The 11,058-nt window shown below is 73.5% G+C and carries 13 protein-coding genes; 4 read left to right on the forward strand and 9 right to left on the reverse strand.

Going from position 1 to position 11,058, the window contains the following annotated elements:
* Nucleotides 1-7 precede the first annotated feature (7 nt).
* Entirely contained in the window at nucleotides 8-1,204 is a 1,197-nt protein-coding gene (locus tag FHX45_RS06285) for an MFS transporter (RefSeq protein ID WP_341771371.1), read from the forward strand.
* Here the strand turns inward: FHX45_RS06285 and FHX45_RS06290 are convergent.
* The 8 genes from FHX45_RS06290 to FHX45_RS06325 all read right to left on the reverse strand — a co-directional run bounded on the left by FHX45_RS06290 (nucleotide 1,191) and on the right by FHX45_RS06325 (nucleotide 7,680).
* Complete coding sequence (locus tag FHX45_RS06290; RefSeq protein WP_167097505.1) at nucleotides 1,191-2,828, reverse strand: ATP-binding cassette domain-containing protein; 1,638 nt, start codon at nucleotides 2,826-2,828, stop codon at nucleotides 1,191-1,193. The two genes, FHX45_RS06285 and FHX45_RS06290, sit on opposite strands and share 14 nt — an antisense overlap.
* Nucleotides 2,829-2,878: 50 nt before the next feature.
* Nucleotides 2,879-3,295 (reverse strand): TA system VapC family ribonuclease toxin, encoded by a 417-nt coding sequence (locus tag FHX45_RS06295; protein WP_167097507.1) that lies wholly within the window; start codon nucleotides 3,293-3,295, stop codon nucleotides 2,879-2,881.
* Complete coding sequence (locus FHX45_RS06300; protein WP_167097509.1) at nucleotides 3,292-3,519, reverse strand: antitoxin; 228 nt, start codon at nucleotides 3,517-3,519, stop codon at nucleotides 3,292-3,294. The genes FHX45_RS06295 and FHX45_RS06300 overlap by 4 nt, the downstream gene beginning before the upstream one ends.
* A gap of 38 nt (nucleotides 3,520-3,557) precedes the next feature.
* Nucleotides 3,558-4,760 (reverse strand): cytochrome P450, encoded by a 1,203-nt coding sequence (locus FHX45_RS06305; protein ID WP_167097511.1) that lies wholly within the window; start codon nucleotides 4,758-4,760, stop codon nucleotides 3,558-3,560.
* A 155-nt stretch (nucleotides 4,761-4,915) separates the two neighbouring features.
* Complete coding sequence (locus FHX45_RS06310) at nucleotides 4,916-5,965, reverse strand: LLM class flavin-dependent oxidoreductase (RefSeq protein ID WP_167097513.1); 1,050 nt, start codon at nucleotides 5,963-5,965, stop codon at nucleotides 4,916-4,918.
* Complete coding sequence (locus FHX45_RS06315; RefSeq protein ID WP_167097515.1) at nucleotides 5,965-6,471, reverse strand: SRPBCC family protein; 507 nt, start codon at nucleotides 6,469-6,471, stop codon at nucleotides 5,965-5,967. Before FHX45_RS06315 ends, FHX45_RS06310 begins: the two co-directional genes overlap by 1 nt.
* A gap of 53 nt (nucleotides 6,472-6,524) precedes the next feature.
* A complete protein-coding gene (locus FHX45_RS06320) occupies nucleotides 6,525-7,025 on the reverse strand; it encodes a winged helix-turn-helix transcriptional regulator (RefSeq protein ID WP_167097517.1) in 501 nt (166 codons plus the stop codon).
* Between the two features lie 118 nt (nucleotides 7,026-7,143).
* Nucleotides 7,144-7,680: a DUF4232 domain-containing protein gene (locus FHX45_RS06325; protein ID WP_167097519.1), complete on the reverse strand. Its 537-nt coding sequence runs from the start codon at nucleotides 7,678-7,680 to the stop codon at nucleotides 7,144-7,146.
* A 153-nt stretch (nucleotides 7,681-7,833) separates the two neighbouring features.
* Here FHX45_RS06325 and FHX45_RS06330 point away from each other — a divergent pair, with 153 nt between their 5' ends.
* On the forward strand, nucleotides 7,834-8,697 hold the full coding sequence (locus FHX45_RS06330) for an exodeoxyribonuclease III (RefSeq protein ID WP_481725934.1): 864 nt from the start codon (nucleotides 7,834-7,836) through the stop codon (nucleotides 8,695-8,697).
* Nucleotides 8,698-8,741: 44 nt separating this feature from the next.
* Here FHX45_RS06330 and FHX45_RS06335 read toward each other — a convergent pair whose 3' ends face one another.
* On the reverse strand, nucleotides 8,742-9,860 hold the full coding sequence (locus FHX45_RS06335) for an NDMA-dependent alcohol dehydrogenase (protein ID WP_167097523.1): 1,119 nt from the start codon (nucleotides 9,858-9,860) through the stop codon (nucleotides 8,742-8,744).
* A 162-nt stretch (nucleotides 9,861-10,022) separates the two neighbouring features.
* On the opposite strand from FHX45_RS06335, the gene FHX45_RS06340 reads away from it, so the two are divergent.
* Nucleotides 10,023-10,364: a DUF1330 domain-containing protein gene (locus tag FHX45_RS06340; RefSeq protein WP_167097525.1), complete on the forward strand. Its 342-nt coding sequence runs from the start codon at nucleotides 10,023-10,025 to the stop codon at nucleotides 10,362-10,364.
* 111 nt (nucleotides 10,365-10,475) lie between these two features.
* Nucleotides 10,476-11,045 carry a TIGR03086 family metal-binding protein gene (locus FHX45_RS06345; RefSeq protein WP_167108510.1) on the forward strand — a complete coding sequence of 190 codons (570 nt, stop codon included), beginning with the start codon at nucleotides 10,476-10,478 and terminating at the stop codon, nucleotides 11,043-11,045.
* Nucleotides 11,046-11,058: the final 13 nt, after the last annotated feature.

Consider the following 11,058-nt stretch of genomic DNA (forward strand, 5'->3'; position numbering starts at 1 on the left):
CGGTGCGGTGCAAACCACTCTTTCGCCTGCCCCGCAGGTGCTGCGCGCGCCGGTCGTGGGGTTCCTGACGCTCGCCGCCGCCCTCGGCACCGCCACCCTCTACCCACTGCAACCCTCGATCGCGGAGGTGGCCGGGTCGCTGCGGGTCCCGCCGGCCGTGGTCGGTTCGGTGCTCGCCTGCGGTCCGGTCGGGTACCTCGCCGGTCTCGCGGTGCTGGTCCCGCTCGTGGACCGGTTCCCGCCGCGGACCGTGGTGGCCGCGCAGTTCGCCGCGCTCGCCGGCGCCCTGGCCCTGGCGGGGGCCGCCGGTTCCGCCGTGGTGCTCGGATTGGTGCTGGCCGTGATCGGCGCCGGCTCCGCGGTGGGCGCGCAGCTGAGCTCGGTGGCGGGACGGTTCGCCGATCCGCCGCGCCGGGCCACCGTCCTCGGCGTGGTGACCTCGGGGATCTCCGCGGGGATCCTCGCCGGCCGGATCGGCGGCGGCTGGCTGACCGAGCTGATCGGCTGGCGCACCATGCTTCTGGTGTTCGCGATCGCGTGCGCCGCCATCGCGATCGCCGCCCGGTTGGTGCTGCCCGCCGCGGTGGGCAGCGCCGGGACCGGCTACCTGGCCACCCTGCGCGGGTTGCCGCGGCTCTACGTCCACTTCCCGCTGCTGCGGCTCGCCGCCGCCCGCGGCGCCCTCTGGTTCTTCGCGTTCTGCGCCGTGTGGGCGGGCATCGCGGTCGCGCTGTCCCAGCCGCCGTTTTCGTATTCACCGGAGCGGATCGGCGCGTACGCGGCGGCCGGGTTGCTCGGCATCGTCGGCACCCGGGTCGCCGGCGCGTGGACCGACCGGGCCGGGGCGCGACGGGTGATCCTGGCCGGACTCGCCCTCGCCGCCGCGTCGGCGGTGACACTCGCCGTGTGCCTGGCGAACACGGCCCTCACCCTGCTGTGCCTGGGCCTGTTCGACGCCGGGCTGTTCGCGGCGCAGGTGGCCAACCAGAGCACGGTGCTCGCGCTCGACCCGGCGGCGCCCGCCCGGTTCAACAGCGCCTACATGGTCGTCTACTTCGTCGGCGGCAGCATCGGCACCGCGGCGGGTGCGGCCGCCGTGGGCTGGTTCGGCTGGCCCGCCACCGCGGCCATCGGCGCGGGGGCGGTCCTCGCCGCCGCGGCGATCACCGCGGCCCGCCGGTCCGCAGGTGTCACACCTCGGTGACCGTGCCGCCGGCGACCGCCAGCCGGCGGGTGAGGCGCACCGCGTCGAGCATGCGGCGGTCGTGGGTCACCAGCAGCAGCGTGCCCGGGAAACCGTCCACAGCGGACTCGAGCTGTTCGATCGCGGGCAGGTCCAGGTGGTTGGTCGGTTCGTCGAGCACCAGCAGGTTGACCCCGCGCGCCTGCAACAGCGCCAGCGCCGCCCGGGTGCGTTCGCCGGGCGAGAGGGTCGCGGCCGGGCGCAGCACGTGCGCGGCCGCCAGCCCGAACTTGGCCAGCAGGGTGCGGACGTCGGCGTCGGCGAGCTCCGGGACCTCCCGCGCGAACGCCTCGGCCAGCGGGAGGTCAGCGAGGAACAACCGCCGCGCCTGGTCGACCTCACCGACCCGCACCCCGGGGCCGAGCGCGGCGGTGCCCTCGTCCAGCGGGACGCGGCCGAGCAACGCGGCCAGCAGGGTGGACTTGCCGGCGCCGTTGGCCCCGGTGATCGCGACCCGGTCCGCCCAGTCGATCCGCAGGTCCACCGGCCCGAGCGTGAACCGGCCGCGGCGGACCACCGCCGACCGCAGCGTCGCCACCACGGTGCCGGCCCGCGGGGCCGCGGCGATCTCCATCCGCAGCTCCCACTCCTTGCGCGGCTCCTCCACGACCTCCAGGCGTTCGATCATCCGGTCGGTCTGGCGGGCCTTCGCGGCCTGCTTCTCGGTGGACTCGGCGCGGAACTTGCGGCTGCTCTTGTCGTTGTCCCCGGCCTTGCGGCGCGCGTTGCGCACGCCCTTCTCCATCCAGGCGCGCTGCGTCCGCGCCCGCGTTTCCAGCGCCGTCCGGGTCGCCGCGTACTCCTCGTAATCCGCGCGGGCGTGCCGCCGGGCCACCGCGCGCTCCTCCAGGTAGGCGCTGTACCCGCCGCCGTAGAGCCGCACCTGCTGCTGCGGCAGGTCCAGCTCCAGCACCCGGTCGACGGTGCGGGCGAGGAATTCACGGTCGTGGCTGACCAGCGCGGTGGCCGCCCGCAGGCCGGTGACGAACCGCTCGAGCCGGTCCAGCCCGTCCAGGTCGAGGTCGTTGGTGGGTTCGTCGAGCAGGAAGACGTCGTAGCGGCTGAGCAGCAGCGACGCCAGCCCGGCGCGGGCCGCCTGCCCGCCCGACAGCGACGTCATGGGCTGGTCCAGGTCGACCGTCAGGCCCAGCTCCTCGGTCACCTCCGCCGCCCGGTGATCGAGGTCCGCGCCGCCGAGCGCGAGCCAGCGGTCGAGGGCCACGGCGTAGCGGTCGTCGGCGCCCTCGGCTCCGGCGGCCAGCGCCTCGGTCGCGGAGTCCAGTTCCGCCTGCGCGGCGGCGACGGAGGTGCGCCGGGCCAGGAACGCGCGCACCGACTCGCCCGGCCGGCGGTCCGGTTCCTGCGGCAGGTGCCCGACCGTGGCGGTCGGCGGGGTGAGCCGCACCTCGCCGTCCTCGGGGCGGGCCAGGCCGGCGAGGATCCGCAGCAGGGTCGACTTGCCCGCCCCGTTCACGCCGACGAGCCCGACGACATCGCCCGGCGCGACGACGAGGTCGAGGCCGGAGAAGAGGACGCGGTGCCCGTGCCCCGCGGTCAGGCCGGTCGCCAGGAGGGTCGCACTCACCCGGCCACCCTAGTCGTTGCGCCAGGCCCGACCGGCGGGCGAGGTGCCGATCAAGCGCCGGGCTGAAAGGGGATCGCCGGAAGAAGATCGGTGACGTCCGCGTGCAGCTGCGCCAGACCTTGGTCGAAGGTGACCAGGCGGCCGCCCCGGCTCCGCGCCAGATGCGCGAGATAGGCGTCGGCCACCTGACGGTGCCCGAAGACACCGTCCAACAGCACCTCGCCGTAGGACACCGAGTCCGGCCAGAACGTGTGCCGGTCGCTGCGCCGCAACGCTGCCAGTACCGCTTGCGCACTGCCCGCGGTCTGCCCTTCCCGAAGCAACAGGCGGATCAGGCTGCCCTCGGTGATCGGGCAGGTGGCGAACGTGTCCTCGCTCTCGGTGAACCACGCCTCCGCGGACCGGTGGTGAACGTGGTCGGCCACCACCAGCGCGATCAGCACGTTGGCGTCGAGCAGGTGCGTCACTGATCGTCGTCCAGGGCACGAACGTCCTCGGTCGTGATGACCTTGCCCAGGCTGACCACCGGCAAGCCGGTGGACGGGCTCTGGGTCACCCCCGTCACCTTCCCCTGACCCAGCCCCCGGCGCATGAGCTCCGCCACGATCTCGCTCAACGTGCGGGACGTGTCGCGAGCGATCGACAGCGCCTGCCGGTGCAGGTCCTCGGGCAGATCAATGGTGGTTCGCACTCTTACATCATAACACCTCTGCATCAAGATGCATGCCACTACTGGTCCCAGGTGAGCAGCATCCGCTCCGGCCCGCGGGTGAACATCCCTTCCTTCCACGCGATGCCCGCCTCGCCCTCGGCGAAACGCAGGCCGGGCAGGCGGCGCAGCAGCGTGCCCAGCGCGACCTGGAGCTCCATCCGGGCCAGCGGGGCGCCGAGGCAGTGGTGGACGCCGTGCCCGAACCCGATGTGCGAGGTGTCCCGGCGGCGCAGGTCCAGCCGGTCGGGGTCGGGGAAGGCGTTTTCGTCGCGGTTCGCCGAGGCGAGCGCGGGCAGGACCGCCTCCCCGGCGCGCACCGTCACCCCGCCCAGCTCGACGTCCTCCAGCGCGTACCGCGCGAAGCCGGCACCGACCCCCAGCGGCACGAACCGCATCAGCTCCTCGACCGCCTGCGGCACCAGGCTCAGGTCCGCGCGCAGCACCGCCAGCTGCTCCGGGTGCCCGAGCAGGGTGTAGACGAAGTTCGGGATCTGTGACGCCGTGGTCTCGTGCCCGGCGACCAGCAGCCCCATCGCGAGCATGACCAGTTCCTCTTCGGACAGCCGGTCCTCGTCGTCGCGCGCGGCGACCAGCCCCGTGAGGAGGTCGTCGCGCGGCTGCGCCCGCCGCTGCGCGATCAGGTCCTCCAGGTAGGCCCGCATGCGCCCGGTGCACTCCTGCACCTCCTCGGGCGAGTACTTCGTGGTGGCCAGGAACGCGTCGGACCAGTACCGGAAGTCGCCGCGGTCGGCGTACGGTACGCCGAGCAGCTCGCAGATCACGGTCACCGGCACCGGCAGCGCGAAGGACTCCACCAGGTCGGCCGGCGGACCGGCGGCCACCATCTCGTCCACGAAACCGTCGGCGATCTCCTGCACCCGCGGCCGCAGTTGCTCGACGCGCCGCACCGTGAAGGCCTTCATGACGAGCCTGCGCAGCCGGCTGTGGTCGGGCGGGTCCGTGCTCAGGATCCCGCCGGGCAGCGAACGCTGCGGGCGCAGGCGCGGCTCGTCGTGCTCCAGGCTCGCCGCCCGGCTGAACCGCGGATCGCCGAGCACGACCTTGACGTCCTCGTACCGGGTCGCCAGCCAGCCCGGTTCACCGTAGGGCAACCGCACCCGGACCAGTGGCTGGTTCGCGCGCAGCTCGGCGAACAACGGCTCCATGTCCAGCCGCTCCAGCTCGCCGAACGGGTAGCTGCGGGGTTCCGCGGTGGTCATCAGCAACTCCTCGCCGGGTGAACCGGTGGATTTCCCACCTCTGTCGAGACCATTGGACTGACCCGGCGTCAGGGCCGCAAGCCCCCGATCGCCGTAGCCGCCGGTCACGCTCCGCGCCGGCGGGCAGGTCGCGCGGACCGGCGCTGATGCGCGCGTCAGCGGGTGCCGGCCTCCCGCACCAGCTCGATGGCCCTGCCGAGGGTGGCCAGCCGCTCCGCCAGGCTGTCCCCCGCCGGGTACAGGCGCACCGTGTCCACGCCCGCGTCCCGCCAGACCCGCAGCCGCTCGCGCACCATCGGCTCGGTCCCGATGAGCGTCGTGGCGAGGACCATGTCATCGGTGACCAGCCCGGCGGCGCCGTCCCGGTCCCCGGCCTGCCACCGCTCGCGCACCTCGGCCGCGACCTCGGCCCAGCCCTGCCTGCTGTAGGCGCGGTTGTAGAAGTTCGCCGAGGCCGAGCCCATCCCGCCGAGGCTGAACGCGAGTTCCTTCTTCCGGCCGGCCACCATCGCCCGCAGCGCGTCCTCGTCCCGGGCGAACGCGACCTCGGCGCCCTGGCACACGTCCAGGTCGGCCCGCGACCGCCCGGCCTGCGCGAGCCCGTCGTCCAGGTGGGCGAAATACGCCTGCGCGGCGCCCTCGGGCACGAAACTCGTGCCCAGCCAGCCGTCGGCGACCTCCCCGGTCAGCCGGAGCATCGCCGGGGACAGCGTCGCCAGATACACCGGGATGTCGTGCTCGGCGCGCATCGACAGCCGCATCGGCACCGCCCCGCCGCCCGGCAGCGGGATCCGGTACGCCGCCCCGTCGTAGCTGATCCGGCCGCCGTCGAGCACCCGCCGGACGATCTCCACGGTCTCCCGCAGCCGGGTCAGCGGCCGGGCGAACGGCACCCCGTGCAGCCCTTCGATCACCTGCGGCCCGGACGCGCCCAGTCCCAGCAAAAATCTGCCACCGGACAGATTGGACAGTGTGATCGCGGTCTGCGCCACCGCGACCGGCGTCCGGGTGCCTACCTGCATGATGCCGGTGCCGAGCACCATCCGTTGCGTGCGCGCGGCGAGGTAGCCCACAGTGGACGGTGCGTCGGATCCCCAGGCCTCGGCGACCCAGCAGACGTCGAGGCCGAGTTTCTCCGCCTCGAGCACGAAGTCCGCGACCTCGCCGAAGCCGCTGGAGGCTTCGACGGTCGTCGCCGTGCGCATCAGCCCTCGGCCCGCTGCTTGAGGTGTTCGAGAGTGGCGGCCATGTTGCGTTCGAACTCGCGCATCCGCACGAAGACGATCTTCTGTTCCTTGTCCGGCATCCGCTCGATCGCCAGCGACAGCCCGGAAGGCCCCGGCCCCAGCTGCATCCACTGCGACAGCTCCGTGCCACCGTCACGCGGGTCCAGCCGGAACCGCCAGAGCGCACTGGGCCGGTCCGGGTCCTCGACCGCCCAGGCGAACACCCGCCCGGGCTCCAGCTCCACGACGTGGGACGTGCTCGCCCACTCCCCCAGCGCCTCGTGCCGGCTCCGGCCCACGAACCGCGCGCCCAGTGCCGGGCCGGTCGCGCCGTCGAGCCACTCGACCGACTGGAGCTCCTCGCTCATCTCCGGCATCAGCCCGATGTCGGTCACCAGCGCCCACACCCGCTCCGGCGGGGCGGCGACCCACGTCCGCACCTGAACCGTCGGGGTGTCCGCGTAGCGCGCGCCCGTCCACTCCATCGCGGCCGTCCTCCTCGTCGCCGGGTCCGGCCACAACCGTTGCTTAACGAGACTTAGCTTGTCAAGAACCTGTTCTGGACGTCCGGCCTGCTCTTGAGCCGTTCCGGGTAGCCCGGGCCCATCCGCATGGCGACCTCGCCGGCACGCAGCGGTTCGCCGCAGTGCGCGCACACCACCTCGCCGTGCGTGTCGTGGCCGCACGTGACGTGGTGGAGGGCGATCGGGGCGCCCTCGTCACCCGCGAGCCACCGGTCGCCCCAGTGCGAGAGCGCGGCGAGCACCGGGAAGAAGTCCCGGCCCTTCTCCGTGAGCAGGTACTCGTGACGACGGGGTTCGTCCTGGTAGGGCCGGCGCTCCAGCAAACCCTGCCCGACGAGCCGGCGGAGGCGGTCGGTGAGCGTGTTGCGGGCGATGCCCAGGGACTGCTGGAATTCGTCGAACCGGCGGATCCCGTAGAACGCCTCCCGCAGCACCAGGGGCGTCCACGCATCGCCGAACAGGTCCAGGCTGCGCGCGATGGAGCACGGCCAGTTCGCGAACGACGTCCTCTGCATCCGGCCAGCGTAGCCGGTTGCGAAGCGGAACTGTCCAGGTCAGCAACTCCGCGGCGCGCTACTTGTGGACGGCGGACCGTCCGCCCCGTGCGTGCCCTGACACGGGGCGGACGGGCGCTCAGGCGGCCGGCCCGGCGGGCGCCGGCCCCGGCGTCGCCGGCCCGACGTGGATCGAGTGGCTCTCCGGCGTCGCGTCGACCGGGCCCAGCGTCCAGGTCACCGTGATCCCCCGGTCCTCCGGGTGTTCCGGCTCGACCGTGACGGCCAGCGGTGTCTGCTGCCGCTCGGGCGAGACGACGGTCCACGTCAGCTGCACGTAGGCCGAGGCACCGTCGCGCAGGTACACCGCCGGCGAGTCCTCCGGCGCGTCGTTGGCCACCAGCACGTCGTGCGCCCCCACCAGGCCCACCGGCACCACACCCGGGACGACGCAGGCCGCCCCCGGCTTCGCGGTGAACTGCAGGTACCCGCCACGGGTGCCCGCGGCCGCACCGCCGTAGCTCAGCGTGGTGTCCACCTGCTGCGTGTCCGTGCACCGCGGAACGGCCGGTTCCGCCTGGGCGGTTCCGACGGCCACCGTCCCGACAGCCGCCCCGACAGCCGCCGCGGCGGCAGCCACGGCCCCGGCGCGCCACCACATTCCAGCACTCCTCATCGATCTCCCCTTTCGCGTGAGCGATTCACCTCGTCGGCCTACATCGGGGAAGACGCTCACGGCGACGGGGAGGTGCGCCGGTGTGGGATTGGTCCCACACGGGCAACCCGCGCGGCCCGGCGGATCCCGCCCGGCGGCGTTAGCGTGGACGGCGTGCGCGTGGCGACCTGGAACGTGAACTCCGTGAAACAACGGATACCGCGGCTGCTGCCGTGGCTGGACCAGCGGCGCCCGGACGTGGTGTGCCTGCAGGAGACCAAAGTGGCCGACGACGCGTTCCGCGAGCTGCTCGGCGACGAGCTCGCCCGGCGCGGGTACGAGGTTGCGCTGGCCGGGGAACCGCGGTGGAACGGGGTCGCGATCCTGTCCAGGGCCGGGCTGGAGGACGTGGTCACCGGCGTGGCCGGCGCGCCCGGCTTCCCGCACCCGGAGGCCCGTGCGGTGGCCGCGACCTGCGGCGGCGTGCGCGTGCACTCGCTGTACGTGCCGAACGGCCGCACCCCGGGATCGGAGCACTACGAGTACAAGCTGGCGTGGCTCGCGGCGTTGCGGGACGTCGTCGCCGGCGGGCCGGACGCGGTCCTGCTGTGCGGCGACATGAACATCGCACCCACCGACGCCGACGTCTTCGACCCCGCGGCGTACGCGGGCCACACCCACGTCACCCCCGCGGAACGCGCCGCGCTGGCCGAGCTGACCGGACTCGGCCTGCGCGACGTGATCCGGGACCGCTGGCCGTCCGAACGCGTCTTCACCTACTGGGACTACCGGGCCGGGATGTTCCACCAGGACCTCGGGATGCGCATCGACCTGGTGCTCGCGTCGGCGCCGGTGGCGGGCCGGGTCGCCGCCGCCTGGGTCGACCGGCACGCGCGCAAGGGCACCGGGCCGAGTGATCACGCCCCGGTGATCGTCGACCTGGACGAAGCCCCGGACGGCGACATCGGCCCGGTGGTACCGCCCCCGTCCGCGCCCCGGGCTCGCCGGGGGCGGGTCACCCTGCCGCAGTCGAAGTGATCGCGATCGGCCACGGCGAGCGGCGGTGAGGTGCGCGGGGCGGCTCAGCCGTCGTGGAGGATGACCCCGCGGATGTTGCGCCCGGCGTGCATGTCGGCGTACGCCTGGTTGATCTCGTCCAGCCGGTAGGTCGTGGTGATCAGCTCGTCCAGCTTGAGCGTGCCGGCCCGGTACATCCGCGCCAGCCGGGTGATCTCGTAGGACGGCGTGCCCATCCCGAAGATCACTCCCTGGATGCGCTTCTGCATCATCGACAGGGCCCACAGGTTGATCGGCAGGCCCTCGTCCCGCACGTCGCCGATGCCGGTCACCACCACGGTGCCGAACTTGCCGATCGCGTTGACCGCCTGGGCGACGTGCTCGCCGGTGGTGACGCCCACGGCGACGATCGCGGAGTGCGCGCCCTGGCCGTTGGTGACCGACCGGGCGAAGTCCGCGGCCTCGCCGAGGTCGCCGAACGCGTGGGTCGCCCCGAACTCCAGGGCCTTGTCCTGTTTGGACGCCACCGGGTCGACCGCGATGACGTGCGCCGCGCCCCGGGCCCGGGCGCCCTGCACCGCGTTCATGCCCACGCCGCCGACGCCCATGACGATCACGGTGTCGCCGGCCGAGACCTCCGCGCCGTACTCGGCCGAGCCCCAGCCGGTCGGCACACCGCAGGACAACAGTGCGGCGACGGGGAACGGGATGTCCGGGTCGATCCTGGTCAGCGAGTACTCGGGCACGATCGCGTGCTGGGCGAAGGTGCCGACCATGGTCATCTGGGCGACGTCCGCGCCGTCCAGGTGCGCCCGGTAGGTGCCGTCGGCCATACAGCCCGTGAGCGCGTACATGCCGAGGTCGCAAAGGTTGCCGCGGCCGGACGAGCAGGCCTCGCACCGCCCGCAGGAGGGCACGAACTGCGCCACGACGTGGTCGCCGACGGCGAGGTCGCGCACCCCCGGGCCGACCTCCTCCACGACCCCCGCGCCCTCGTGCCCGCCGATGAGCGGCAGGTGGGGCGTCGGCATGTCCCCGGTGCTCGCGTGGTCGTCGGAGTGGCACAACCCGGCCGCGGCGAACCGCACCCGGACCTCGTGCTCCTTCGGCTCGTCCAGGTCGATGTCCACGATCTGCCACTTGCCCGGCTGTTCGAGCAGCGCCGCCGCACGGGTTCGCATCATTGCCCACCTTCACCTCGACCAGACGCCGACCTGGCGAAGGTAGAACAGGTTCTACTTCGCGTCAAGAAGCCCGGCGCACGGGGGCCGTTACCCCGCAGGTAATGGACGCTGGTCCGGCTGTCCCGGAGGATCGGGTGAACACCGACGGAGAGGACGGACGACATGACCGCCTACGCACTGGCCCACCTGATGCCCGCCGAGCCGCACCCGGACGTCTGCGAGTACCTGGAGCGCATCCAGGCCACGCTCGACCCGTTCGGCGGCCGGTTCGTCGTGCACGGCGCGGCCGTCGAGGTCCGCGAGGGAAGCTGGCCCGGCCACCTGGTGATCATCGAGTTCCCCACCCTGGCGGACGCCCGCGCCTGGTACGACTCCCCCGCCTACCAGGCGATCCTGCCGCTGCGCGCCGATCACATCGACGGCGACCTGCTGATCGTCGACGGTGTCGAGCCCGGGCACGACTCGGCCGCGATGGGACGAGCCATGCGCGCCGCCCTGGCGTAGTGCGTGACCGCCCGGCCACCGGGCGCAGTCCGCGCGGCACGGGTGTCGAGTGCGGCGCCCGCCGTTCGTCCTCGGGAGGTCATCGCGGGGAAGGAGTTCACGGTGGAGCCGATGGATCTGATGGAGCGGTACCGGCGCGCGCAGGACGGGCTGGACGGGGTGCTGGCGGCGGTGCCGGCCGGCCGGTGGGACGCGCCGTCGAGGTGTGCGGAGTGGTCGGTGCGCGACGTCGCCGGTCACCTGATCTGGGGCCAGTGGCAGATGCGGTCGTGGGCGACCGGCGAGGCCGGCCCGGACCGCGCGGGCGCGCCGGGTTCGCCGCACCCCGGCGCGCTGACCGGGGACGACCCGGTGTCGGCCTGGCGTGCCGCGCGGGCGGCGTCGATGCCCGAGCTGACCGGGAAAGCGCTTGCGCGGCCCACGCGGATCACCGGGATCGGCGACGTACCGCTGGCCGCGGTGGTGCCGCTCATGATCACCGACACCATCACGCACACCTGGGACATCGGGCGCGCGCTGGGGATGGACGTCCGGCTGGACGCGGACCTGGTGGCCCTGGCCGGCGACTGGGCCCGCGCCCACGTGGTGCGACGGCCCGGCTACTTCGGACCGGAGGTGCCGCCCCCGGACGGGGCGGACGCCCAGACCCGGCTGCTGGCGTTCCTCGGCCGCGCCGCCTGAACCACGCGCGTCC

The organism is Amycolatopsis granulosa, from assembly GCF_011758745.1.
GTDB classification, from domain to species: domain Bacteria; phylum Actinomycetota; class Actinomycetes; order Mycobacteriales; family Pseudonocardiaceae; genus Amycolatopsis_E; species Amycolatopsis_E granulosa.

Bases quoted from the DNA above. Each gene is read 5' to 3' on its own strand.
- FHX45_RS06315 (WP_167097515.1), bottom strand. From the start codon at position 6,471: ATGGAGTGGACGGGCGCGCGCTACGCGGACACCCCGACGGTTCAGGTG.
- FHX45_RS06305 (WP_167097511.1), bottom strand. From the start codon at position 4,760: ATGACCACCGCGGAACCCCGCAGCTACCCGTTCGGCGAGCTGGAGCGG.
- FHX45_RS06310 (WP_167097513.1), bottom strand. From the start codon at position 5,965: ATGCGCACGGCGACGACCGTCGAAGCCTCCAGCGGCTTCGGCGAGGTC.
- FHX45_RS06320 (WP_167097517.1), bottom strand. From the start codon at position 7,025: ATGCAGAGGACGTCGTTCGCGAACTGGCCGTGCTCCATCGCGCGCAGC.
- FHX45_RS06345 (WP_167108510.1), top strand. From the start codon at position 10,476: ATGGATCTGATGGAGCGGTACCGGCGCGCGCAGGACGGGCTGGACGGG.
- FHX45_RS06340 (WP_167097525.1), top strand. From the start codon at position 10,023: ATGACCGCCTACGCACTGGCCCACCTGATGCCCGCCGAGCCGCACCCG.
- FHX45_RS06335 (WP_167097523.1), bottom strand. From the start codon at position 9,860: ATGATGCGAACCCGTGCGGCGGCGCTGCTCGAACAGCCGGGCAAGTGG.
- FHX45_RS06325 (WP_167097519.1), bottom strand. From the start codon at position 7,680: ATGAGGAGTGCTGGAATGTGGTGGCGCGCCGGGGCCGTGGCTGCCGCC.